Genomic DNA, 23,745 nt, shown 5'->3' with positions numbered 1-23,745 from the left:
GTCGCACTAACTTAAACGATTACGAACTGTATGAAAAATTTTATTTTTAGCTTTTTAGCGCTCTTGCTGCTTCCTGCTTATATGTCAGGACAAGCAATTAAAGGAAAAGTAGTAGACAGTAGCGGAATGGGAGTTCCCGGAGCAGTTATTAGCGCTCCGCAATCCCGAACATCTGCTGATGCTGATTTCGACGGTAATTTTACAATCAACGCCAAAGAAGGTGAGATCTTAAAAATCTCTATGTTGGGGTTTGATGCTGTTTCTGTGGCAGCGACAACCGGTGCAATGACAATTACACTAAAAGAAGCAGGTGATACTGCTTTAAAAGAAGTAGTAGTAATTGGATATGGTACCAGAAAGAAAATTGATAATACTTCGGCTGTAAGCTCAATTAGGTCTGAAGAAATCACGAAAATGAAGGTAATAAATGCATCTCAAGCCATACAAGGTAAGGCTGCTGGTGTACAGGTATCTACTTCAGATGCACCTGGAAGTACTCCTTCGGTAGTTATTAGGGGAGCAGGTACGGCATTAGGAGGAAGAAATCCTTTGTATGTTGTAGATGGTATGCCTACTGATAATATCAACAACATTAATACTAATGATATCACATCTTATGAAGTTTTAAAAGACGCTTCTTCGTTAGCTATTTATGGAACCAGAGGTGCAAATGGTGTAATTATGATTACAACCAAAGCCGGCAAAGGAAAACTTACTGTAGATGTTGAAAGTTTTGCAGGGTTTAGAACTCCTCTAAAAAATGTAAAAATGGCAAACGCTGACGAATACGTTCGTTATAGTAATGCGGCTTTTAGTGGTGCTTATCCACAAGGAAGATTCTCTGCAAATCAGCCTTATAACACTAATTGGTTTGACGAGATCACAAGAACAGGATCTTACACTCAAAACAATATTTCAATCTCTGGATCTTCAGAAAATGTAAAATACTTTTTTAGTGTTGGAAATTACGAAGAAAAAGGAATCTTAAACGGATCTGATTACGGACGTACAACTTTCAGAAACAATAATGAGTTCAAAATTTCTGATAAAGTTAAATTAACTCAAAATTTTAGTGTAAGCAGTATAAAAAATACACCAATGCCTTTGAGTGCATTTACAAATGCTTACAGACAATCTCCACTAGTTCCTGTGCGTTATGCTGACGGGAAATATGGTGTGCCATTTATTTTGAATGGAATTGTAGGTAAAACGGGTGATTCATTTAATAATGTTGGAAATCCTGTTGCTCAATTGGATTATACAAATGAGCAACAACAAACTGTTACCTTACAAGGAGGTTTGAAATTAGATTATGATATTATTAAATCTTTAAAATTCACATCACAATTTAATGGAGAATTTTTTACCTACAAACAGTATAATTATGTAGATAATGTGGCTCTTTGGTCAGCGGCAGATCCAACTCGTGTGGTAACAGACTATCCATTAGATTTGAATATAAACACTTTGACAAGAACCAGAGACCAATATTTTAATTGGAATTTATCGAACTATTTAACTTATAACAAAGTTTTTGCAGAAATTCACGATGTAGAAGTTACAGCGGGTATTGAAGCAAACGTACAAGGAACAAGAGAAAAGTTAACAATTGACAGAAAGAACGTAAATGCAAACTCAAATTACTGGTCTTTAAAAGATGTTAATGTTGCAAGTAATGTTACAGGTTTAAAAGATGAGGCGTTAAATCAAAGAAGATTAGCATCATATTTTGCACGTTTTCAATATAAATTGTTAGACAGATATTTGCTTACAGGTACTGTTAGACGTGACGGGTCATCGCAATTTTCTGAAGATAATCGTTGGGGAACATTTCCATCAGTTGGTTTAGGTTGGATTATATCTAAAGAAAGCTTTTTAAGCAATGTAGAACCAATTAATCTATTAAAAATTAGAGGGTCTTGGGGTAGATTAGGAAATCAAAATGTACCACTTAATACTCAGGTATTTACTTCTGGAGTTGATTATCCGGATCTTGGTTCAGGAACAACAATTAATTCTCAGGTAGATCCAAATTTATCTTGGGAAATTGTTGAAGAGCTTTCAGGAGGTTTTGATTTTGAAGTATTAAACAGTAGATTAAAAGGGTCTTTTGATTTGTATGACAAAAAAACAACAAATACGATTTTGAATGTTAGACCTTATTCAACTTCGGGGATAACATTGTCAACACCTGCACATGTTGGAGAAGTTTCTAATAAAGGTTATGAAATTTCATTACGTTGGGATGATAAAATTAATGATAATTTAAGCTACTGGGTTGGAGGTAATTTCTCTCATAATAAAAATGAACTTACGAGTCTTAAAAATGTTCGATTATCACCTGTTATCGGAGGAAGTTTAGGAAATGGTCAAAATACCAAACTACTTGATAATTCAGCAATAGGACAGCCTTTAGGAAGTTTTTATATGTATGAGTACGCAGGAGTTGACCCTACAAATGGTCAAATGTTGTACTATAAAGCAAATGGAGAAAAAGTTGCTCAGACAGGATTAGATGAACTAAAAGATAAAAAATACGTGGGGTCACTTTTACCAACTTCTACCTATGGAGTTACTTTGGGATTGACTTATAAAAACATTGATTTTTCTGTTGACGGCTATGGAACAGGAGGAGCGAAAGTATATAACGGAAAAAAAGCGCAACGTTTTGGGGGTGAAAATATAGAAGCTTCAGCAACTCGTGATTTTTGGACACCTACAAATAAAACAGCTTCAAATCCTGCACCTTCTAATGTGACTCCTTTCGCTTCAACTTATTATTTGGAGTCAGCAGATTTCTTTAGAATCAATAACATTACTTTAGGATACAAACTTCCTCTTAAAGAAGATCAGTTTATTAGCTTTTGCCGAATCTATGTAAACGCAATAAATCCGTTTATCACTCAAAAATTCTCAGGGTTCTCATCAGATGTAACAGGTGATGGTAAACTTGTTGAAGGCACTCAAGGGGTAGAGTTAGATGCTTACCCAGCATTGAGATCATTTGTTATTGGTGCTAATTTAAAATTTTAATATTATGAAAAGATTATATATATCAATATTTGTGCTTTCTGGATTATTCTTTTCAGGATGCTCAGATGATTTTTTAAACGTAAATCCTACAGAATCAATTCCGGCTGATCCAGAGTTGGTTAATAGTGATGAAGGAGCCAAAAGTTTTGTAACAGCAATTTATAATCAGTTTTTAGGTTGGGAAATGTCTTCTTTTGGTTGGAATGCAGTTTCAAGCATTATTTCAGATGATGCTGATAAAGGTTCAGATCCGGGAGATGCTGGTGGAGACAAAGATATTGTTGATGCTTTAACTTATAATGCTTCAACTCCATCATTTGAATCTACTTGGAATGCTAATTATGCCGGAATAAACAGATGTAATCAGGCTTTGGCTATTTTTCCTAAGTTGGATAAGGTAACGCCAACTTTAAAAGTTAGATTAGAGGGAGAAGCTAAATTCATGAGAGCGTTTATGTATTTTACTTTGGTAAAAGGATATGGAGGAGTTCCTATCGTAGACCATTTACCTCTTCCAGTTTCAGAGCAAGATAGATTAATGCAGTTAACTCGTAAATCACCTGCGGAAGTCTATGCTTTTATAGAAAAAGATTTAACAGACGCGATAGCAAATTTACCGGAAAAATCAGCTTACTCGTATGCAGACAGAACTAGAGTTTCTAGAGGTTCAGCTTATGCTTTGTTAGCAAAAGTGAATCTATATCAAAAAAATTGGCAAAAAGTAATTGATAATTGTGATAAAGTAACAGGATACTCTTTAGTAGCGGATTATTCTTCACAATATAAAAAAGATGGAGAATTTGGTCCGGAATCTATTTTTGAGATTGATGGAATTGGTGGAACTGCTACTCCCGGATTTGGAATTGGAAATTATACAGTTTCTCAAGCGCCACGTGGCGCTGGAGGTTGGGGATGGGGTTTTAATACGCCAACAGAAGGCTTAGCTAATGCTTATGAAGCAGGAGATGTTAGAAGAGCAGCTACAATTATTTTCAGAGGTTCAGTTTTATACGATGGAAAACCAGTACCATCAACGGTAGCGAATCCAAGATACAATTATAAAGCATATTCGTCAGAATTCTATAATCAGGAATTTACAGACACAAATCTTAGATATTTAAGATATGCTGAAGTTATATTGATGAAAGCCGAAGCTTTGAATGAGCTGGGAAATACTCCAGGAGCTATTCCTTTAGTAAATCAAATTCGTCATAGAGCAGGTTTAGGAGATACTCCTTTTACTTCTCAATCAGATATTAGAAAAGCAATCTGGAAAGAAAGAAGATTAGAATTTGCTTTTGAGCACGACAGATGGTTTGATCTTGTTAGAACAGGACAAGCAGAAACAGCTATGGCAGCAGATGGAAAAACTTTTGTTGTTGGAAAACATGAGTTATGGCCTATTCCAACTACATTCATAAGAGAAGCCGAGGGACTTTCTCAACAGAATCCAGGAGGTTACTAATTAAGATTTCAAAATCACTCCTTTCAAATTTAAGAAAGGAGTGATTTTTATTAATGTTTTAAATTTTTTATAATGGTTAGAATTTCAGTTTTATTATTAGTTTTTACATTTTTTGGTTGCGGATCTAATCCTGATAAATCAAAAGAAAAAGAAGGAGAAAATGCAGTTGCAGTAAAACTAACTGATGAGCAGCTTTTAGCGACTGTTCAAAAACAAACCTTTAAATATTTCTGGGATTATGCTGAACCAAATTCAGGATTAGGAAGAGAACGTTATCATCCGGATGGAGTTTACCCTGACAATGATGCTAACATTGTTACAACGGGTGGTTCCGGTTTTGGATTAATGGCAATTGTATCTGGAATGTCTCAGGGTTATATAACCAAAAAAGAAGGAGTTGAAAGACTAAACAAAATTGCAGATTTTTTAGGCAAAGCAGATCGTTTTCACGGAGCATGGTCACATTGGATTGACGGAAATACAGGAAAAGTAAAGCCTTTTGGAACCAAGGATAATGGTGGAGATTTAGTCGAAACTTCATTTTTGGTTGCGGGAATGATTACAGTTCGTGAATATCTAAAAGATGGTTCTGAAAATGAAAAAGCAGTAGCTCAAAAATATGATGCACTTTGGAAAGGTGTCGAATGGAAATGGTATACCAATAATAAAAATGTATTGTATTGGCATTGGTCGCCAACATATGATTGGCAGATGAATTTTCCATTAGAAGGTTACAACGAATGTTTGATTACTTATGTATTGGGAGCATCTTCACCAACACATGCAATTGATGCAAAAGCATATCATGAAGGATGGGCAAGAAGTGGCGGAATTGTTTCATCAAAAACAAAATATAACATTCCGTTAATTTTAAAACATAATGGAGCAGAAGAATATGGCGGACCGTTATTTTGGGCGCATTATTCTTATGTTGGACTTGATCCAAATCAGTTAACAGATAAATACGCTAACTATTGGGATTTGAATGTTAATCAAACGAAAATCAATTATGAGTATTGTATTCAAAATCCTAAAAATGGTTACAGTGCTGATTATTGGGGTTTAAGTGCTTCTTATTCAAGAAATCCAGATGGATCAATTGGTTATAACGCACATATGCCAAGCAATGATCAGGGTGTTATGTCGCCAACAGCTGCAATTAGTTCGATTGTTTATACGCCAAAAGAGTCAATGGCTGTAATTCGTAATTTGTACGAAAATCATAAAAAAGAAACATGGGGAGAAGCAGGGTTTTATGATGCTTTAAGCTTGCAGAATAATAATTGGGTTGCAAAAAGATATTTAGCAATCGATCAGGGACCAGAAGTGGTGATGATCGAAAATTACCGTACAGGTTTATTGTGGAAGTTATTCATGAATGCTCCGGAAGTAAAACAAGGTTTAGTAAAACTTGGCTTTAAATCAGGAAAATACGGATTTTAATATCATATAAAATGAAATACAAACTGACGGTATTATGCCTGTTATTTTTTGTGATTGGTTTTGCACAAAGTGAAACAACAGGAACAATAAAAACAGTGGTAATGGTAAAATATGAACTAGGTTATGCATTACACAAGCCTGCCAATACAAAAGATAAAAAGCCATTAATAGTTTTTATTTCAGGAGATGGAGAAAAAGGAACAGACATTGAAAAAGTAAAAATCAACGGGCCTTTGAAATATCTAAAAACACATCAATTAGACGCTTATATTTTGGCACCGCAATGCAAAGAGGATGAAAACTGGGATATTGAATCTATTAATGAATTGATTTTGAAAATTCAAAAAGAAAACAAAATAGATGTCAACAGAATATATGTTACAGGATTAAGTTCGGGAGGTTGGGCAGCGTGGAATTTAGCATTAACATATCCGGATAAATTTGCGGCAATAGTACCTATTTCAGGTTTTGTTGATTTGATTGAGTTAGAGAGTGCTTGTAAAATTGCTAATATTCCAACCAGAATTTTTCACGGATTATTAGATGATGTTGTAAAAGTAGATTATGCGATTACTATTTATAAAGAATTAAAAAAATGCAATGCCAAAGATGTTCAATTGACCATTTTTGATGATGCAGGACATGATAGTTGGACAAGAGTTTATGACAATCCAGAAATTTATAACTGGATGTTTAAACAAATAAAAACGAATACGAACAAATAAATATAATAGAATGAAATCGCTATGATTACAAAGTACAAACTGAATGAAGAAAAGCGATTCCATGTTCCATTAAAAACAAATAATAAATACACATGAAAAACAAATTAGTCTTACTTTTTTTAGGATGTACTGTTTTGGGTTTTGCCCAAAAGAAGAACACTAAAAATGCAGTAACAATTAAACCAAAATCAGAGTTTGTAGCTGAGTTACTGTCAAAAATGACATTAGACGAGAAATTAGGTCAGCTTAATTTACCAACTTCTGGAGATATTACTACAGGACAAGCAAATAGTTCTGATGTGGCTAAAAAAATTGCTGAAGGTAAAGTAGGAGGTTTATTCAATATTAAATCTGTTCAAAAAATTAGAGAAGTACAAAAGATAGCAGTTGAAAAAAGCCGATTGAAAATTCCATTGATTTTTGGTATGGATGTAATTCACGGTTACGAAACAACATTCCCAATTCCGTTGGGATTATCTTGTACATGGGATATGGGATTAATCGAAAGAAGTGCTCAAATTGCAGCTCAGGAAGCAAGTGCCGACGGTATCAACTGGACATTTTCGCCAATGGTTGACGTTTCTCGTGACCCTCGTTGGGGAAGAGTTTCTGAAGGTTCAGGGGAAGACCCATATTTAGGAAGCCAAATTGCAAAAGCAATGGTAAATGGTTACCAACAACATGACCTTACCAAAAACAATTCGATTATGGCGTGTGTAAAACACTTCGCTTTATATGGTGCGCCAGAAGGTGGACGTGATTATAACACAGTTGATATGAGTCATATCAGAATGTTCAATGATTATTTCCCTCCTTACAAAGCAGCTGTTGACGCAGGTGTAGGTTCTGTAATGGCATCTTTCAATGAAATTGACGGAATTCCTGCAACAGGAAACAAATGGTTAATGACTGATGTTTTAAGAAAACAATGGGGCTTTAAAGGTTTTGTTGTAACTGATTTTACCGGAATTCCGGAAATGATCGAACACGGAATGGGTGATTTACAAGCCGTTTCTGCTTTGTCATTAAATGCTGGTGTCGAAATGGATATGGTTGGAGAAGGTTTCTTCGGAACTTTGAAAAAATCATTAGACGAGAAAAAAGTAACAATCGAAACTATCGATAATGCTGTTAAACTTATTTTAGAAGCAAAATACGACTTAGGATTATTCCAGGATCCTTATAAATATTGTGATGCCAATAGAGCAAAAACAGAAATCTTTACAGCAAGCAGCAGAAAAGAAGCAAGATCAATTTCAGCTCAATCATTGGTTTTGTTGAAAAATCAAGGTCAGGTATTGCCTCTTAAAAAATCGGGAACTATCGCCTTAATCGGGCCATTGGCAGATGCCAAAGAAAATATGCCGGGAACCTGGAGTGTAGCTACAAAAATGGAAAATGCTATTTCATTACTAGCAGGAATTAAAGAAGTTGCAGGATCTTCTACGAAAGTATTATATGCAAAAGGAAGTAACTTAGATTATGATGAAACTTTTGAAACTAACGCAACAATGTTTGGTAAAACCTTACACCGTGATGGTCGTTCAAAAGAAGAATTATTAGCAGAAGCCTTAAAAGTAGCCAATCAATCAGATGTAATTGTTGCTGCTCTTGGAGAATCTGCGGAAATGAGCGGAGAATCTAGCAGTCGTACAAATTTAGAAATTCCACAAGCGCAAAAAGATTTATTGAACGCTTTATTAAAAACAGGAAAACCGGTTGTTTTGGTTTTATTCGACGGTCGTCCATTAGTTATAAAAGAAGAAAACGAAACTGTTCCTGCAATTTTGAACGTTTGGTTTGCTGGTTCTGAAGCAGGTTACGCTATTGCTGATGTTTTATTTGGAGATGTAAATCCTTCAGGAAAATTAACATCAACTTTCCCTAGAAGTGTTGGTCAATTGCCAATTTACTATGCACACAAAAATACAGGAAGACCACTTTCTAACACAGAAGGTAAATTCGAAAAATTCAGATCAAATTATATTGACGAAAGAAATGAGCCTTTATTCCCATTTGGTTTTGGTTTAAGCTATACTTCTTTTGAATATTCAAACTTAAAAATTTCATCTGATAAAATGAATGCTAACGGAAAATTAAAAGTTACCGTTGATGTTGCCAATACTGGAAATTATGACGGAAAAGAAACCGTTCAGTTATACATAAGAGATTTAGTAGGTTCAGTAACAAGACCCGTTAGAGAATTGAAAAATTTCCAAAAAATAGCCCTTAAAAAAGGGGAGAAACAAACCGTGACTTTTGATATCACAGTTGAAGATTTAAAATTTTATAATTCTGATTTACAATTTGTAGCAGAACCTGGACAGTTTGATATTTTCGTTGGAGGAAATTCAAATGCCGATAAGAAAGTTAGTTTTGAATTAACTAAATAGTTGGTTTATTTATTGTAATTAGCCCTTCGTAATTGGTTGACGAAGGGCTTTTTTATAACTTTTAATTTTTATAAAATGAATACAATTAAAATTTCACGTGCGTTTCTTTTGATGTTCATAATAGTTGTTTTTTCTTCCTGTAATGCCCCAAAAAATGCTGTTGTAGCACATCGCGGAGCCTGGAAAAAGAATAATTTTCCTGAGAATTCGATAGCTTCTCTTAGACATGCTATTGATTTAAAACTGGCTGGTTCGGAATTTGACGTTTGGAGAACAGCAGATGATTCACTGGTAATCAATCACGATGCGCATTTTAACAAATTGCTGATCGAAGAAACAAATTATCAAGATCTTATAAAGTTTAAACTTTCAAATGGAGAGAAACTGCCAACCTTACACGAGTATATTACAGAAGGTAAAAAAAATAACAAACACACACTTTTGGTTTGTGAAATAAAACCTTCGGAAATCAGTAAAGAAAGAGGACAAAAAACGGCTCTAAAAACTGTTGAAACGATCAAAAAGCTTCATGCAGAAAAAATAACAGCCTACATCAGTTTTGATTATGAAATTCTGAAACAAATCAGACAAATAGACCCAAAAACTTCTTTGCAATACCTGGAAGGGAATAAATCACCAAAAGAAGTTAAAACGGATAATATTTCAGGTATAGATTATCATTATTCCGTATTTCAAAAACATCCTGAATGGATAAAAGAAGCGAAAGACAACAAGGTAACTTTAAATGTTTGGACTGTAAATGATGCTGATGTTATGGATTGGATTATTGGAAACAATTTTGATTATATAACAACCAACGAACCGGAATTACTGAATGAAAGATTAAAGAAGTAAAAAGGAAGCTTTTCGGATGCACACTTTTATTTCAAAAAATAAAATTATGAAAAAACTATATTTAATACCAGTTTTGCTACTATTCATTGGTTTTAGTACTAATATATCTGCACAAAATACCATTCCGGGAAAAACAGAATGGTTTGACCCAAATAAACCCGCAACAACGTATTGTAACCCAATTAATATTGGATACAATTATACAACCCATAATCATAACGGAATTCCGGAATCTCGTCGTTCAAGCGCAGATCCGTTAATTATTACTTATAAAGGTGACTATTATTTATTTGCTACAAATCAGGCAGGTTTCTTCTGGAGTAAAGACATGTCAGACTGGAATTTCGTTTACGGAAGTTTTCAAAGACAGCCGGGCGACGATGATCAATGTGCACCAGCTGCTTGGGTTGTAAACGATACGTTATTTTATGTAGGTTCAACCTGGAAAAGAGATCATCCAATCTGGAAAACTGCTGATCCAAAATCAGGAAGATGGACAAGACACGTAGATAAAGCAATGTTGCCAACGTGGGATCCTGCGATTTTTCAGGATGACGATAAAAAAGTATATATGTATTATGGCTCAAGCGGAAAATTGCCACTTGTGGGCGTTGAGGTAGATTATAATACATGGTTGCCAAAAGGAAATCAGGCAGATTACGAGAAATTATACAAAGCAACAGAAGTGGAGGATATACAACGTCCGTACGGTCAGATAAAAGAAGTAGCTATTTTAGATCCGACAAATCACGGTTGGGAGCGTTTTGGACCAAACAATGATATGGAACCTGCACCTTGGGGAAATTTTATAGAAGGAGCGTGGATGACCAAACACAACGGAAAGTATTATATGCAATACGGAGCGCCGGCAACTGAGTTTAAAGGTTATGCAAATGGTGTTCATGTAGGCGATAATCCGTTAGGACCTTTTGTGTATCAAAAACACAATCCAATGTCGTATAAACCCGGAGGATTTGTAATTGGTGCCGGACACGGAAATACTTTTGCAGATAATTACGGAAATTATTGGAATACAGGAACATGTAAAATCTCGATTAAAGATCGTTTTGAACGCCGTATAGATATGTTTCCTGCCGGATTTGACAAAGATGATGTGATGTATTCAATCACATCTTATGGAGATTTTCCGATAGTGCTTCCAACGGCAGAACGCAATCAGGAAAAAGGAGCTTCATCAGGATGGATGCTGCTTTCGTATAAAAAACCGGTAACTGTTTCTTCTTCTGAAGAATGTATGGAAGTCGAAACTCATAGAATGGATAACGGCGGTAAAAAAGTGTATGAGAAATTCTGTTACGGAGCAAATAATTTAACAGATGAAAATATTCAGACATATTGGTCCGCAAAAACAGATAAACCAGGCGAATGGTTACAGCTTGATTTGGGCAGAAAGATGGAAATAAATGCTGTACAAATTAATTATGCAGATCATAAAGCGACACAGTACAATAAGGCAATGGATATTTATTATCAGTATAAAATCTTCATGTCTGATGATGCTCAAAACTGGACTTTAGTAATTGATAAATCTCAAAATGCAAAAGATGTACCTCATGATTACGTTGAATTGACAAAATCAATCAAGGCACGTTATATCAAGATGGTCAATATTCACAATGCTTCGGGATTATTTGCAATTTCTGATTTTAGAGTTTTCGGAAACGGATTATTGGGAAAACCAAAACCAGTTTCAGATTTTAAAGTAGCCCGAAATGCAAAAGATTCCCGTAATGCAATGCTTTCATGGAAAAAACAAGCAGACGCCATTGGTTATAATATTTATTACGGAATTGCACCGGATAAATTATACAACAGTATTATGGTTTACGACGACAATTCGTATGACTTTAGAGGTTTAGACAAAGGCACGAAATATTATTTTACGATTGAGGCATTTAACGAGAATGGAATTGGAGCAAAAAACAAATTAAAAGAAGTAAAATAATTCTAAGTTTATTTTTGAGTCTGTTTAAATTTTATTTTTGAGATTTATTATTAAAGAAATTAGGGATGAATTTTACCGCAAAGCGCACTAAGATTTAATTTTACTTTATGCATAGAAAACACAAAGTTCACAAAGCTGGATCGACACAAAGCTTTGCGAACTTTGTGTTTTTTTGCACCTACTATTAGATAAATCTTAGCGCGCTTTGCGGTAAAATTATTTACAATACAAAATGTTTTATGTTTCTCCACAGGTTTTTGTGTTGACCTGATTTTTGAGTGAAACAAGGCGAATTTTACAGAATAGCTCTGCTATTGTATAAAAAATTTAACTAAGTTGTAGCCAAAAACCATGATAAGGAAGCCAATAAATAAATTTTAAACAACTCTAAGAAAAGGTTGAGATATTTCTGTTGCAATTCTAAAGAATTTTGTTCCTTTGTATTACAACCCAAAATGCTATAAAAAACCCTATGAAAAAAACAATTCTATTAACTGTTTTTGTTTTAAACGGATTGACCACTTTTGCGCAGTCAAACGATGAAAAAAACATTAAATTATTTTACAAGAAAGCTTTAACCGAGGCTAAATGTTATTCTTGGTTAGAATATTTATCTAACGATATTGGGAGCCGTTTATCAGGTTCTGCAAGTGCTGAAGAAGCTGTTCAATACACTAAAAGACAATTAGAAACTCTAGGACTTGACAAGGTATATTTACAAGACGTTATGGTTCCGCATTGGGTTCGTGGCGAAAAAGAAACTGCTTTTATTTTAGACAATAAAGTTAAAACAGTAGTGCCAATTTGTGCTTTAGGAGCTTCAGTTGCAACGCCAAAAGCTGGAATTACAGCGGAAATAATCGAGGTTCAAAGCATAAAAGAATTAAAGGAATTAGGAGATAAAGTAAAAGGTAAGATTGTCTTTTACAACAGACCAATGAATCCTGAAAATGTTGCCACTTTTATATCCTATTCAGAAGCCGGAGATCAAAGACGAAGCGGAGCTGAGGAAGCAGCTAAGCTTGGTGCAGTTGGAGCAATTGTTCGTTCTTTAAGTCTACGATTAGATGATTTCCCACATACAGGAAATCAAAGTTATGGCGATTTGCCAAAAGAACAATATATTCCGGCAGCCGCGATCAGTACAAATGGAGCTGAATTGTTAAGCAAATCATTGAAAAAAAATCCAGGATTAAAGTTCTTCTTCAAACAATCTTGTGAGACATTACCGGATGTATTATCACACAATGTAATTGGAGAATTGACAGGAACAGTAACTCCGGAAAACATTATGGTAGTTGGTGGACATTTAGATTCGTGGGATCTTGCTGATGGTTCTCATGATGATGGAGCAGGAGTAGTGCAAAGTATGGAAGTAGTTCGTATTCTTAAAAACCTAAACTACAAACCTAAAAACACTATTAGAGTTGTATTGTTTATGAATGAAGAAAACGGTGGAAAAGGCGGCGCTAAATATGAAGAAGTTTCAAAAGAAAAGAAAGAGAACCATATTTTTGCTTTAGAAAGCGATTCAGGAGGATTTACACCAAGAGGGTTTACAATTGAAGCAGATGATGCCAATCTAAAAAAAATACAAGGATACAAAGACTTTTTTGAGCCGTATTTAGTTAATACTTTTATCAAAGGGCATAGTGGTTCAGATATTGAGCATTTAACGTCTAAAACAATCGTTAAAGCAGGTTTAATGCCAGATTCACAACGTTATTTTGATTATCATCATGCAGCAAACGATAAGTTTGATGCCATAGACAAAAGAGAGTTAGAACTTGGAGCAGCAACAATGACGTCATTAATCTATTTAATAGATCAAAACGGAATCGTTCTTCCTGCAGCAAACTAAGATTTAAAAATCAAAAATAGTATAAAAGCTATAAGTTCATACTTATAGCTTTTTTTAGTTTACAGCTATTTGATGACAATCAGATAATAAAAAAACGTAATTGGAATATTAGAGAGCAGAATTAAAATCTTAAACGCAATATCTTTTCGATAATCTGGTAAATGAATAAAACGATCTGTCAAATGAACTAACATAATCAGGTTTACCAATATTGCTGAAGCGGCAAACGGCCATGCAATTAGTAAAACATTCGGGCTTTCATTTGAAATAATATAAAGCACAAATAATAATGTGGTAATAACAAAAGTCCCCACTGCTAATTCAATAGATTGTTTTTCTTCAAAAGGTTTATTGCTAATTGTTTTCATGAGTTTTGTATTTTAAATGTTTGGCGAATAGAGTGAATTGGCATAAGAAGCATTTTAGAAAAATCCAGATAATAAAAAGGCAACGCTTGTTTGCCATTTTTATATTGGTTGATGAAATATTTTAATTGTGTTGGATAAAAAACGGTTCCTGATAAAATGACCATATACAAATACAAGCTTCTTTTTCCATTTCCTAACAGAAAATATTGCATTCCAATTTCTTCATAAACAGAAATTCCCGTATTGGTTAAAACATGAATAATATCATGATCTTCCAATTTTTCCTGAATATCAAAATGATTTTTAAAAAGAAAACTTCCTAAGCCAAATCCCAAACTGTTTTCAGGATAATCCATTAAGTGCGCTTTATCAATTTTCCAGGGTTCATTCTTCTTGAAATATTTTTGATACGGTTTTTTGGTGTGTTCGTATAACTTTTCAATTAAATAATCTCTCATGTTTTTGGTTAGTTAAAAGTTCTTTGAAACTCAAAGTAAAATAATAAATAAAAAAGCTAATTTGTTTCGTAATTAGCTTTTTACGGGTTTTTAGTAATTGTCTATTATCGTTATAAGTAAATTAGAATTTGCGAGGTCAGAAGGAGCGACAACCTTTTCTTCCAGCGGAATATCATTGCCATATCTTTCCTTTAATATTTTTTGAACCCTTGGATCACTTAAATTAAAATCTTTCAATTCTCTTAGTTTAGAAAGCTCGATTCCTGCTGCGTTTTTATAGATTTTCCAGACTAATTCAGAACAATAAATTCTGTTATCTGTCCATTCAAAATAGGCGTCATACTCTTTTCCATCAAATTGCTGGCTGTAATCTTTCATTTTTTGAAGAACCTCCGGCGTTAAAACCTTAGAAGCATTTTTCAATCGTTTGACCACATATTTATTGTTTTTTCCGTGCTGAATCCATTCTTCAAGAGGCGTAAGTTTTACAGGTTGAACTGCTTCAAAAACAAACCAGTTTCCGTCTATATTGTAAATAATGCCACAATGTGAAAATTTCGAATTAGTTGCAATTCTTACTGCTTCGCATTGAGCAGATTGTGAGGTTTGCAATATAATATCTCCGTCCTGATATTTACTTGTTGTAGTTTTCTGTTCCGTTTTTGTTTTCGAAAACGGATTATTTGGAAAAACTTTCATTGCCACAAATAAGGCAAACCCAAAGCTTAGCGCAAATGTGACGATAAGGAAAATATATTTTTGTTTTTTCATAATTGAGTAAAACAAAGTAAAGTACTTTGAAATACAAAGTAAATAATAAAAAAAATAGTTACCAAATAAATGATAACTATTTTTTTAAATATGTCTTATGAAATATTAGGGGACAACACAAAAATCTGTGGAGAAACATAAAATATTGTAAATAATTTTAACGCAAAGGCGCTAAGATTTATCTAATAGTAGGTGTAGTAGGTGAAAAAAAACACAAAGTTCACAATCCCGAAGCTTCGGGATCTGTCGATCTAGCTTTGTGAACTTTGTGTTTCTATGCGTAAAGTAAAATTAAATCTTAGTGCACTTTGCGGTAAAATTCATTCCTAATTTATAGCTGCAGAGGTTTTTTGCATTGATTCAATATTAGATTCTAAAAATTCCACCAACAGCGATAATTCTTTGAAAGAATAAAAAGTGTTGTGAAGCTTTATCTTCGTTGCTCACAGTAGTTCTAATATCTTTCATGTCTATGTAACCGCCTTTTAACTCCCCTTGCAAGTAGAAATATTTAAAGAAAGTAAAGTTGATCCCTGCTTTTGCAGATACACCAAAACCAGAAATGTGAAAATCATCATGACGTTCCATTCCTAAAAGGGTTGTATTAGTTTTAGGATATAAAACTCCCATACCTAAACCTTCAGTTAAGTTAATCTGAACTTTATCTGTATTTGGTAAACCAAACCATTTCGAAATATCGTCATGTCTGGAAACCTCAGTATTAATATAGTTCAAACCATCTGTATGTTCGTACATTAAAAAAGCAGTACCATTTGGGTTAGTAACACCTTTATCATAACCACCTTCAATAGCACCACCTTGAGACATATCTACAGGGGTATTATTATAAAGTCCGTTGTAAATAAATCCAGCCTGATCAGCAGGTAAATTAATATAACCCGTAACATTAGCCGTTTGATTTTGAGTCATGACATATTTCATGTGATCCCAACCAATCGAAACACTATAGTGATCGTTAATGAAATACCCCATTCTAAAATTAGTCTGCGGAATTGTCATGTTTGCCGGATTTACATAATCGATATGATATCCTTTTGGTTTATCATGAGCTTTCATGTCAGCAACCGTAAAGTTGTAATCTTTCCCTCTAAAATTTACATCAGATTTTGTATAACTATCTCTGTTACCTCCCCAGGAAATAAAGAATTTTCCTTTATTATGAGCTGTGTATCTTTCTACTGCGATTTCTTCCTGAGCAAAAGTGTTTAAAGAAACACACATCAGAAAGAAAAATAAAATTTTTGCTTTCAATGAAAATAGTATTAAAAAATTAAAATGAGTTAACTGTTTTTCTGATAGCAACCAACTTCGTCATTAAACCTTCAAAATAGTCTAAATGAAGCATATTAGCACCATCGCTTTTTGCATTAGCAGGATCAAAATGAGTTTCGATAAAAATACCGTCAACACCCACAGCAATACCCGCTTTGGCAACAGTTTCAATCATATCAGGTCTTCCGCCAGTAACACCGGCAGTTTGGTTAGGCTGTTGCAACGAGTGCGTTACATCAAGAACCGTAGACGCATATTGTTGCATAGTAGGAATACCTCTAAAATCAACAATCATGTCCTGGTAACCAAACATAGTACCACGATCTGTAACCATAACATTCTCGTTATGACAATCTAATATTTTTTGAACAGCGTGTTTCATGCTTTCAGGACTCATAAATTGTCCTTTTTTTAAATTCACCACTTTTCCGGTATTTGCAGCCGCCACAAGAAGGTCAGTCTGACGAACAAGAAATGCAGGAATTTGCAAAACATCAACATATTGCGCCGCCATTTCAGCATCTTCATTAGTATGAATATCTGTTACAGTTGGAACATGAAATGTTTCTGAAACTTTTCTTAAAATTTTTAATGCTTTTTCGTCGCCAATTCCAGAGAAACTATCGATTCTGGAACGGTTTGCTTTTTTAAATGATCCTTTAAATACATAAGGAATCTGAAGTTTGTCGGTAATACCAACTAATTTTTCAGCAATTCTAAGTGCCATTTCTTCACCTTCGATGGCGCAAGGCCCCGCCAATAAAAAGAAATTACCACTATCAGTATGCTTAATTTGTGGAATATGTTGTATGTTCATAATATGATTTTTTGACAGTGCAAAGGTAGTTATGATTTATGAATAGCACATGAAGATTTAAGTTTTTTTTAAGAAGCTAATCCCGCTATCCGCTGCAAACAAGGTTCACTGAACTCCAAATTAAATAAATTAATAGTGAAGTAATATTTTTCTCTAAATCCTTTTTTTCTTGATCCTTGCAGGAGCTTCCTTTGGTCGCTCTGCAAAAAACAGAAAAAACAGGCTTTCTCAAAAAATGATTTCCGCTTCTATCAGGGCTAGAAATTAACATTTTCAAAAGTAAATTTTTCTTTGGATTAAAATTGACACAATAAGACATATAAAGACTCAAAATTTATCGAAATAAGACATTATTTAATGTGTTTTATTCTTGTTTTATTAGAACGTTCCAATTAGAAAATCAGCTAAGACGCAATCCTCTGGTTAGACGCACTGCTGTGCATCTCTACAGATAAATATTGCGGATATATTTGTTGATAAAAAACAAAATGTTTTAACGTAAAGGTGGATTGTAGAGACGCACAGCAGTGCGTCTCACATTCCAATTAGAAATCTGCTAAGAAGCGATCCTTTGGTTAGATGTTCCGCTAGCGCGAGCGCAATGTCATTAAATTAAGATATTTTAGATTTTGTTCCATCGGAACATTTCATCGGTAGAAAAAAAATGCATCGAGAGAAACATCGTCCCATTGGGACGTTTGAGAAATTGTATATGTAATCTGTATATGTTTTTACCAAAATCAAACGTTCCTACGGAACGTAAAAAAATACCGTATTTATTGGGCTACCAATGAAATGTTCCGATGGAACAAAAACAAATTGTTCCATTGAATTTTTCCCAACTTAATGATATTGCGCTCGCGCTAGCGAAGCTTATTAGTTATGTTTTATAAAAAACAAAACGAGACTTTTTAAAGTCTCGTTTAATTAATCATATCTTTTATAAAGCTACTTTCCTTTTATTATATTTTCTAAGTATTCTACTTTTTCTTGTTCAGACTGAACTAAACGCTCATAAAGTTCAACAACTTTATCAAGTGAATTAACCGTACAAGTATTATTATTGCTTGCGAAATAATTACCGTGACTTTCGTTAAAAGTATTGAAATAATTAATAACTCCCTCTTCTGAAAAATTCTTAATTGCTTCTACGCTCACACCAAGTGCTTTTGCTACTTCGATAAGTTTTTCTTCATCAACGATTTCGCTATTTTCTATAGCCGATATAGCTTGTTGGTTGGTTCCTAAAGCTTGCGCCAAAGCTTCTTGCTTCATATCTCGAAGTTCACGAATACGGCTTATTTTTCGACCTATATGATTTGGTTTTGTTATTGTGCTCATAAATCAAAGATATTTAAAATTCTGTAAATTTTTCTGTTTTGGTAAAATACAATTCTGCGTAAATTAGAAATAATTTTTAATCTATTGTTTGCCAGCGCATGTAAAAATACAATTTTACTTACAAATATATAGCAACATTATAACTTTATTATATTTAAAAAATTTACTTGTCCGAAGACTCCGTTAAGAATTATTAATCATTCTCAATTTTCTTTCTCAATAAAATTGTCTTAATAACACTATGCAAAATATTTGTATTCCAGTCCTTTAAGTAACTATATCCACAATTGATATTTATTGCGTCATCTTTAGAATAAAGGGCAAAATATGTCACATAACTTTTAAATCTAACTTTCTCCCAAGGGATAAATTCACTTTTAGACTTCAAAGATGCATTACTCAGAATATTTAACCCATCTTTAGTAAATGATACTTTTCCAATCTTAAATTCTTCTCCTAATTCTTGTCTGTTAATATAATTTGTTGCTATATCTTTAAAATACAAATCCCATAGCGAATCCAGAATTTCATTGCAAAGTTTATGATATTCGTTTTTCCTTCTGCCAAAATAAGTTTTGAAATTGATCTTCATAACCTGATTATCATGATTACGAATTGATATCACATATTCACGTCCAAAAACAAATTTATACTGCATCCAATTTACACCAAAATGATATTCAGCAATTTCGTCTTTTTGAAAAGTTATAAAAGAATCATTTTTTAAATCCTTACTGTCAAATTTTATTTCGTTTTGATTTAATATTAATTTTCTGGGGTAGTTATCCGTAATTCCTCTTTGAATGGTAAATTCTTTTGGATTCATGTTTAGTTTTTTTGGTTTTGATTTATTGCTGAAAATGTAATTTTCTTCTGAAATTTCACATAAAATATCCAAAACAAAATCTGTCCAGAGAAAAACAGAATATTTATAAAAGTATTAATATAAATTACCATTTTGATTTGAGATAAAAAGCTTTCAGGATTATATAAATTCATTTCGACGAATTTATAAACATTAAAATTTCCGGCTAAAATGGCCGGAAGCGTTAGTGATAAATGAATGGTAAATTTCTTTAAATCTATGTTTTCAGTGTTTTTCGAAAGCTTCCAATAATAAAAACTAACAATACTAAGAACTAAGAACTTAATCAGGTTTGAAACTATTTGAAGACCAACAATATTAGTATTCCAGCCGGGAATTATTGAAGATAAAAAATCAGAATTAATAAGAAGAATAGCAATGTAATAAGGAAATACGATTATACATAAAAAAGCAAAAATAATAAAAGCTGTTTTTGATGTAATCATTTTATTCCTCATAAGATTTTTTTATGTAATACTGCACAATTATAACAATCACAAGTATTATTGAAAAAAGAAAAGAAAGCATAAAGATTCCTATAAATCCCATTCCACATCTGTATCCATGATGATTAACAGGTTCTTCAAAGTTAGTTGAAGCAATTATAAATGCTATAATTGTTAGTGCAATTTGTAAAATAATGCTGATCATAGAAATAGTTCCAAATTCTAACGTAATAGATTCGGCAATTGCTTTTCGACCAAATATAATCTGAAAAAATAAAGGTAAAATAATTAAAACTAAAGGAGATATTCCAAACATTTCTGAATTGTAATTTATTAAATATTATTCTTAGAGGTATAAAAAAAAGCTAATCCTTCTTCAAACTCAATCCCATCGGAACCATCAAAATACCTTTTTCATAAATATTCAAATATAGTTTTATAGGCTTCCTTTGACCGCTCCATGTTAATTCATAAACATTTAAAAAACCAGCACCCATATTACTTCTTTTAGTTGGAAAAGGACAGCAAGTTTCTAATCGTTTGTAGGTTATTTTTTCGCCATTTGGTCCGGCAAGAGCATTTAAAAAACGAGATTCGTTTAAAGCTTCGTCAGATGTATTTCTGTAAAAAATATTGACAGGATAATCTGGATCGTAACCGTATTTTTTGTCTTTGCTAAAGAGCATAATAGCAAATGTGTTATCTTTTTTCAGAATTAAATCAGGAGCATTATCGTCTACATTTTTCAAAGTAGATTTTGTACTCACGCAAGAAACAGTAGTAAGGAGTAAAACAATAAAAAGAGTTATTTTTTTCATGGTTTATGATATTGGTCGTACAAATATAAAAGGGTTTTTTCTTTTTGCCACGAATTTCACAAATTTCGCGAATTTTTAATTACTAAAATAAACCATCGATAATCTACTTTAATGCACATAATCTGTGCGCTATTTTTTGCCACTCCCGATAGCTATCGGGATACAAGATTAAAAAAGATTATTACATGATGCAAAAAACAATCTGTGCAAATCTGTTTTATCCGTCCAATCCGTGTGCAATTTCTTGCTACAGAGAATAAAAAAAAATAAAAAATAAATCTGCTTAATCTGCCAAATCTGCGAGCAAAAAAGTTAGCAAAAACCTATTTTATGTCACTCCCGATAGTTATCAGGATACAAGATTAAAGATTATTAATATAAAAATCTGTGCAAATCCGTTTTATCCGCTAAATCCGTGGGCTATTCTACTTTCTTTACATTTAATTTTAATATACCAACCACAATCAGATATTGTGCCACAAGATACGTCAGCATAATAAAAAATGAACTTTTCTCAATTGGCGTATGAAATTTATTTACCGCCAAAATACTATCTGAAAGAACAAATACAATCGCACCCAGAAAAACGTAAGCATTCCCTGGTTTTTTCCAGATTAAGAAACCATTAAAGGCAAATAAAAGCATAATCGAAATTACTGAAGCATACACCGTTACAGGAATTCTTAAATCGCCCAAAGTGGGTAATAAAACCGAAAGCATTCCTATTAAATAGCAAGCAATTAAAATACTGCCGATTCCAAAAACAGCAATATTTCTTTTGATTGTACCTTTGATTTGTTTATTAAAAAGGATACAATAGGTAATATGTGAAATAAGAAAAGCAACTAATCCGAGAATAAAATAGATTTCGGCAATATCTGTAAAAAGTAAAATGACGTCGCCTATCCATGAAAATAATAAGGCAGTTAACAAGGTGTTTTTTGATGGGAATTTTCGATAAAAATAAACGCCGAAGCCTAATAACGGAATCAAAATGGGTTTTAGAAACAGGTTTAAGCTTTCATATCCCAAAAACAAAATAAGCAAATAGAATAGGCTAAAGGCAATATAGATTTTAAAAAATGTCGAATTTTTCATAGGCAGTTTATGAATTTATAGGTTGGTTTTGGGGTATTTTAAAATCGATTTTTACAAAGTAAATCGTGGTTAGAAGTGATAAACTCAAATAGGTCAGAATAATATAGTTACCAATTGGTAAGACATTATTTAGACCAAACCAATCACCATAATAAGATATGATGGCAATTGCAACTGCTAAACGAAGGCTCTCCCAGAAAATGGCATATTTACTTTTATCCATTAATTCTGTGTAACTGTAAATCGTTAATAGAATAAAAAAGCCATAGACAAAGATATTTGGCAGTCCAATTTTAGCAATATTATCAAAAAGATAACTCACAAATAAAAGTGTAATTAGAACTTGCGCTACAGACCAATAAACTAGTTTTTGGGAATTTTGTGTGCCATATTTATTAAAATCAAAAACATTCTCGATTTTGTTTACAGGATATTTTTCTTCAAAGTTTTCAGGACGCCAGCCCGTTGGTTTAAACCAAATAGTAAGTTTGTCTCTCCAGTTTTCAGCACGCCATGCATCTTTAATCAATAAAGTTAAATGTTGAAAGTTTATTCTAATAGGATTCCAGGTTTGTGCTGGTCTTGTGATTCCAAAAACGGGAGGAACATTGTCTAATTCGGCTTGAAAAGTACCAAAAAGTTTGTCCCAAAAGATGAAAATCTGTGAATGATTTTTGTCTAAATATTCGGGATTTATGGCATGATGCACCCGATGATGAGAAGGAGTAACCAAAACATATTCAACAAATCCCATTTTTTTGATATGTTTGGTATGATACCAAAACTGCAAAAATAAATGTAATGGTAAAGTAATAGCGATCACCGAGGCGGGAACGCCAATAATTGCTGCCGGAATCAATAAAAAAGTAAATAAATTGACCAAACTTGCAATTGGCTGTCTTAAAGCACAAGCAAGATTAAACTCTTCACTGCTGTGATGAATGGCATGTTTGTTCCAAAGAAAATTAATTTGATGTGCAAATCGATGGCTCCAATAACCGTAAAAATCGATAACAAAAAAAGCAATCAAGTAGGAGAGAATATTAGCCTCAAGGTGATAAATAGCTAATTTAGAAACCAGCCATTCATACGAAAGAAAAGTCAGACTCAGACCCAAAACATCTTTTACAGAATTGGTAATTCCGGAGCTTATGCTGGACACGCTGTCTATCAAAGGCGCAGTGTCGTCTTTTTTATAAATGCCGTATGCCTTTTCGATTACAATCAGGACTAAAAAAATCGGCATGGCGATAATCAATATCTTTCCGTATTCTTCCATAAAAAAAACATTCTATTTTATCCAAATATAGAATAAAATAGAATGTTTTTTAAATTATTTGCAATTAAACGATTTCAGCGCTTAATCCAGCTTCCAAAAGTTGTGTGCATTGCGGTTTTAATTTGTCCATTGGTCCTGTTTTTACAGTGCATTTTCCGTTGTAATGTACAATTAAGGAACATTGTTCTGCTTGCTCAGGCGTGTGACTGCAAACGCGCATTAAAGTGTCAATTACGTGATCAAAAGTGTTTACATCGTCATTATAAACAATGATTTCGTTATTGAAACCCGTCGCTTCCTTCTCACGAACTCTTTCTCTTACTTTTTCTTTAGTACTCATGTTTTTAGGTTTTTGTACTGTTGTAATTACTAATTTTTTTGCCAAAGATTTACAATTTAAAATAGCTTTTAAGAAAGCTAAATCAGTGTGAATCTGTTTGATCAGTTTAA

At 33.2% G+C, this 23,745-nt stretch carries 21 protein-coding genes; 8 read left to right on the top strand and 13 right to left on the bottom strand.

What is annotated here, in order from left to right:
- The first annotated feature begins 30 nt into the window (after window positions 1–30).
- The 8 genes from EAH81_RS25740 (at window position 31) to EAH81_RS25705 (ending at window position 13,741) form a co-directional block, all read left to right on the top strand.
- Window positions 31–3,033 (top strand): SusC/RagA family TonB-linked outer membrane protein, encoded by a 3,003-nt coding sequence (locus tag EAH81_RS25740; RefSeq protein WP_140511854.1) that lies wholly within the window; start codon window positions 31–33, stop codon window positions 3,031–3,033.
- A 4-nt stretch (window positions 3,034–3,037) separates the two neighbouring features.
- Complete coding sequence (locus EAH81_RS25735) at window positions 3,038–4,498, top strand: RagB/SusD family nutrient uptake outer membrane protein (protein ID WP_140511853.1); 1,461 nt, start codon at window positions 3,038–3,040, stop codon at window positions 4,496–4,498.
- Between the two features lie 72 nt (window positions 4,499–4,570).
- On the top strand, window positions 4,571–5,941 hold the full coding sequence (locus EAH81_RS25730) for a glucoamylase family protein (RefSeq protein WP_140511852.1): 1,371 nt from the start codon (window positions 4,571–4,573) through the stop codon (window positions 5,939–5,941).
- 11 nt (window positions 5,942–5,952) lie between these two features.
- A complete protein-coding gene (locus tag EAH81_RS25725) occupies window positions 5,953–6,666 on the top strand; it encodes a prolyl oligopeptidase family serine peptidase (protein ID WP_140511851.1) in 714 nt (237 codons plus the stop codon).
- Between the two features lie 92 nt (window positions 6,667–6,758).
- Window positions 6,759–9,059: a beta-glucosidase BglX gene (gene bglX, locus EAH81_RS25720; protein WP_140511850.1), complete on the top strand. Its 2,301-nt coding sequence runs from the start codon at window positions 6,759–6,761 to the stop codon at window positions 9,057–9,059.
- Between the two features lie 75 nt (window positions 9,060–9,134).
- On the top strand, window positions 9,135–9,914 hold the full coding sequence (locus EAH81_RS25715) for a glycerophosphodiester phosphodiesterase family protein (protein ID WP_140511849.1): 780 nt from the start codon (window positions 9,135–9,137) through the stop codon (window positions 9,912–9,914).
- Window positions 9,915–9,960: 46 nt separating this feature from the next.
- Entirely contained in the window at window positions 9,961–11,880 is a 1,920-nt protein-coding gene (locus tag EAH81_RS25710) for a discoidin domain-containing protein (RefSeq protein WP_140511848.1), read from the top strand.
- A 472-nt stretch (window positions 11,881–12,352) separates the two neighbouring features.
- Window positions 12,353–13,741 carry a M20/M25/M40 family metallo-hydrolase gene (locus EAH81_RS25705; protein ID WP_140511847.1) on the top strand — a complete coding sequence of 463 codons (1,389 nt, stop codon included), beginning with the start codon at window positions 12,353–12,355 and terminating at the stop codon, window positions 13,739–13,741.
- Window positions 13,742–13,806: 65 nt separating this feature from the next.
- On the opposite strand, the gene EAH81_RS25700 is transcribed toward EAH81_RS25705, so the two are convergent.
- The 13 genes from EAH81_RS25700 to EAH81_RS25640 form a co-directional block, all read right to left on the bottom strand.
- A complete protein-coding gene (locus tag EAH81_RS25700; protein ID WP_140511846.1) occupies window positions 13,807–14,109 on the bottom strand; it encodes a hypothetical protein in 303 nt (100 codons plus the stop codon).
- Entirely contained in the window at window positions 14,106–14,567 is a 462-nt protein-coding gene (locus tag EAH81_RS25695) for a Coq4 family protein (protein WP_140511845.1), read from the bottom strand. Before EAH81_RS25695 ends, EAH81_RS25700 begins: the two co-directional genes overlap by 4 nt.
- A gap of 90 nt (window positions 14,568–14,657) precedes the next feature.
- On the bottom strand, window positions 14,658–15,338 hold the full coding sequence (locus EAH81_RS25690) for a YiiX family permuted papain-like enzyme (protein ID WP_140511844.1): 681 nt from the start codon (window positions 15,336–15,338) through the stop codon (window positions 14,658–14,660).
- 366 nt (window positions 15,339–15,704) lie between these two features.
- The gene (locus tag EAH81_RS25685; RefSeq protein WP_140511843.1) at window positions 15,705–16,610 is read right to left on the bottom strand and encodes a hypothetical protein; all 906 of its coding nucleotides are present in this window, start codon (window positions 16,608–16,610) and stop codon (window positions 15,705–15,707) included.
- A gap of 19 nt (window positions 16,611–16,629) precedes the next feature.
- Window positions 16,630–17,448 carry a 3-deoxy-8-phosphooctulonate synthase gene (gene kdsA, locus EAH81_RS25680; protein ID WP_140511842.1) on the bottom strand — a complete coding sequence of 273 codons (819 nt, stop codon included), beginning with the start codon at window positions 17,446–17,448 and terminating at the stop codon, window positions 16,630–16,632.
- Between the two features lie 948 nt (window positions 17,449–18,396).
- The gene (locus EAH81_RS25675) at window positions 18,397–18,789 is read right to left on the bottom strand and encodes a helix-turn-helix domain-containing protein (RefSeq protein ID WP_140511841.1); all 393 of its coding nucleotides are present in this window, start codon (window positions 18,787–18,789) and stop codon (window positions 18,397–18,399) included.
- Window positions 18,790–18,982: 193 nt separating this feature from the next.
- Window positions 18,983–19,615, bottom strand: coding sequence for a hypothetical protein (locus EAH81_RS25670; protein ID WP_140511840.1), 633 nt, complete (start codon window positions 19,613–19,615; stop codon window positions 18,983–18,985).
- A gap of 2 nt (window positions 19,616–19,617) precedes the next feature.
- Window positions 19,618–20,112, bottom strand: coding sequence for a hypothetical protein (locus tag EAH81_RS25665; RefSeq protein WP_140511839.1), 495 nt, complete (start codon window positions 20,110–20,112; stop codon window positions 19,618–19,620).
- Window positions 20,102–20,416, bottom strand: coding sequence for a hypothetical protein (locus tag EAH81_RS25660; protein WP_140511838.1), 315 nt, complete (start codon window positions 20,414–20,416; stop codon window positions 20,102–20,104). Before EAH81_RS25660 ends, EAH81_RS25665 begins: the two co-directional genes overlap by 11 nt.
- A 49-nt stretch (window positions 20,417–20,465) precedes the next feature.
- Complete coding sequence (locus EAH81_RS25655; protein ID WP_140511837.1) at window positions 20,466–20,918, bottom strand: 2-dehydro-3-deoxyphosphooctonate aldolase; 453 nt, start codon at window positions 20,916–20,918, stop codon at window positions 20,466–20,468.
- A 420-nt stretch (window positions 20,919–21,338) separates the two neighbouring features.
- Window positions 21,339–22,016 carry a lysoplasmalogenase gene (locus tag EAH81_RS25650; RefSeq protein ID WP_140511836.1) on the bottom strand — a complete coding sequence of 226 codons (678 nt, stop codon included), beginning with the start codon at window positions 22,014–22,016 and terminating at the stop codon, window positions 21,339–21,341.
- Window positions 22,017–22,023: 7 nt separating this feature from the next.
- Window positions 22,024–23,295, bottom strand: coding sequence for a sterol desaturase family protein (locus EAH81_RS25645; RefSeq protein ID WP_140511835.1), 1,272 nt, complete (start codon window positions 23,293–23,295; stop codon window positions 22,024–22,026).
- A gap of 64 nt (window positions 23,296–23,359) precedes the next feature.
- Window positions 23,360–23,635 (bottom strand): ATP-dependent Clp protease adaptor ClpS, encoded by a 276-nt coding sequence (locus EAH81_RS25640; RefSeq protein WP_095381901.1) that lies wholly within the window; start codon window positions 23,633–23,635, stop codon window positions 23,360–23,362.
- Window positions 23,636–23,745: the final 110 nt, after the last annotated feature.

Origin of the sequence: Flavobacterium pectinovorum (genome assembly GCF_006438875.1) — a bacterium.
In the GTDB taxonomy this organism is placed as follows: Bacteria; Bacteroidota; Bacteroidia; order Flavobacteriales; family Flavobacteriaceae; genus Flavobacterium; species Flavobacterium pectinovorum_A.
The sequence above is the reverse complement of the archived record's forward strand: the minus strand, read 5'-3'. Positions and strand labels throughout refer to the sequence as shown.

What these genes read in the sequence shown, in the direction of transcription:
- EAH81_RS25740 (WP_140511854.1), top strand. Translation starts at nt 31, where the DNA reads ATGAAAAATTTTATTTTTAGCTTTTTAGCGCTCTTGCTGCTTCCTGCT.
- EAH81_RS25735 (WP_140511853.1), top strand. Translation starts at nt 3,038, where the DNA reads ATGAAAAGATTATATATATCAATATTTGTGCTTTCTGGATTATTCTTT.
- EAH81_RS25730 (WP_140511852.1), top strand. Translation starts at nt 4,571, where the DNA reads ATGGTTAGAATTTCAGTTTTATTATTAGTTTTTACATTTTTTGGTTGC.
- EAH81_RS25725 (WP_140511851.1), top strand. Translation starts at nt 5,953, where the DNA reads ATGAAATACAAACTGACGGTATTATGCCTGTTATTTTTTGTGATTGGT.
- bglX (WP_140511850.1), top strand. Translation starts at nt 6,759, where the DNA reads ATGAAAAACAAATTAGTCTTACTTTTTTTAGGATGTACTGTTTTGGGT.
- EAH81_RS25715 (WP_140511849.1), top strand. Translation starts at nt 9,135, where the DNA reads ATGAATACAATTAAAATTTCACGTGCGTTTCTTTTGATGTTCATAATA.
- EAH81_RS25710 (WP_140511848.1), top strand. Translation starts at nt 9,961, where the DNA reads ATGAAAAAACTATATTTAATACCAGTTTTGCTACTATTCATTGGTTTT.
- EAH81_RS25705 (WP_140511847.1), top strand. Translation starts at nt 12,353, where the DNA reads ATGAAAAAAACAATTCTATTAACTGTTTTTGTTTTAAACGGATTGACC.
- EAH81_RS25700 (WP_140511846.1), bottom strand. Translation starts at nt 14,109, where the DNA reads ATGAAAACAATTAGCAATAAACCTTTTGAAGAAAAACAATCTATTGAA.
- EAH81_RS25695 (WP_140511845.1), bottom strand. Translation starts at nt 14,567, where the DNA reads ATGAGAGATTATTTAATTGAAAAGTTATACGAACACACCAAAAAACCG.
- EAH81_RS25690 (WP_140511844.1), bottom strand. Translation starts at nt 15,338, where the DNA reads ATGAAAAAACAAAAATATATTTTCCTTATCGTCACATTTGCGCTAAGC.
- kdsA (WP_140511842.1), bottom strand. Translation starts at nt 17,448, where the DNA reads ATGAACATACAACATATTCCACAAATTAAGCATACTGATAGTGGTAAT.
- EAH81_RS25675 (WP_140511841.1), bottom strand. Translation starts at nt 18,789, where the DNA reads ATGAGCACAATAACAAAACCAAATCATATAGGTCGAAAAATAAGCCGT.
- EAH81_RS25670 (WP_140511840.1), bottom strand. Translation starts at nt 19,615, where the DNA reads ATGAATCCAAAAGAATTTACCATTCAAAGAGGAATTACGGATAACTAC.
- EAH81_RS25665 (WP_140511839.1), bottom strand. Translation starts at nt 20,112, where the DNA reads ATGAGGAATAAAATGATTACATCAAAAACAGCTTTTATTATTTTTGCT.
- EAH81_RS25660 (WP_140511838.1), bottom strand. Translation starts at nt 20,416, where the DNA reads ATGTTTGGAATATCTCCTTTAGTTTTAATTATTTTACCTTTATTTTTT.
- EAH81_RS25655 (WP_140511837.1), bottom strand. Translation starts at nt 20,918, where the DNA reads ATGAAAAAAATAACTCTTTTTATTGTTTTACTCCTTACTACTGTTTCT.
- EAH81_RS25650 (WP_140511836.1), bottom strand. Translation starts at nt 22,016, where the DNA reads ATGAAAAATTCGACATTTTTTAAAATCTATATTGCCTTTAGCCTATTC.
- EAH81_RS25645 (WP_140511835.1), bottom strand. Translation starts at nt 23,295, where the DNA reads ATGGAAGAATACGGAAAGATATTGATTATCGCCATGCCGATTTTTTTA.
- EAH81_RS25640 (WP_095381901.1), bottom strand. Translation starts at nt 23,635, where the DNA reads ATGAGTACTAAAGAAAAAGTAAGAGAAAGAGTTCGTGAGAAGGAAGCG.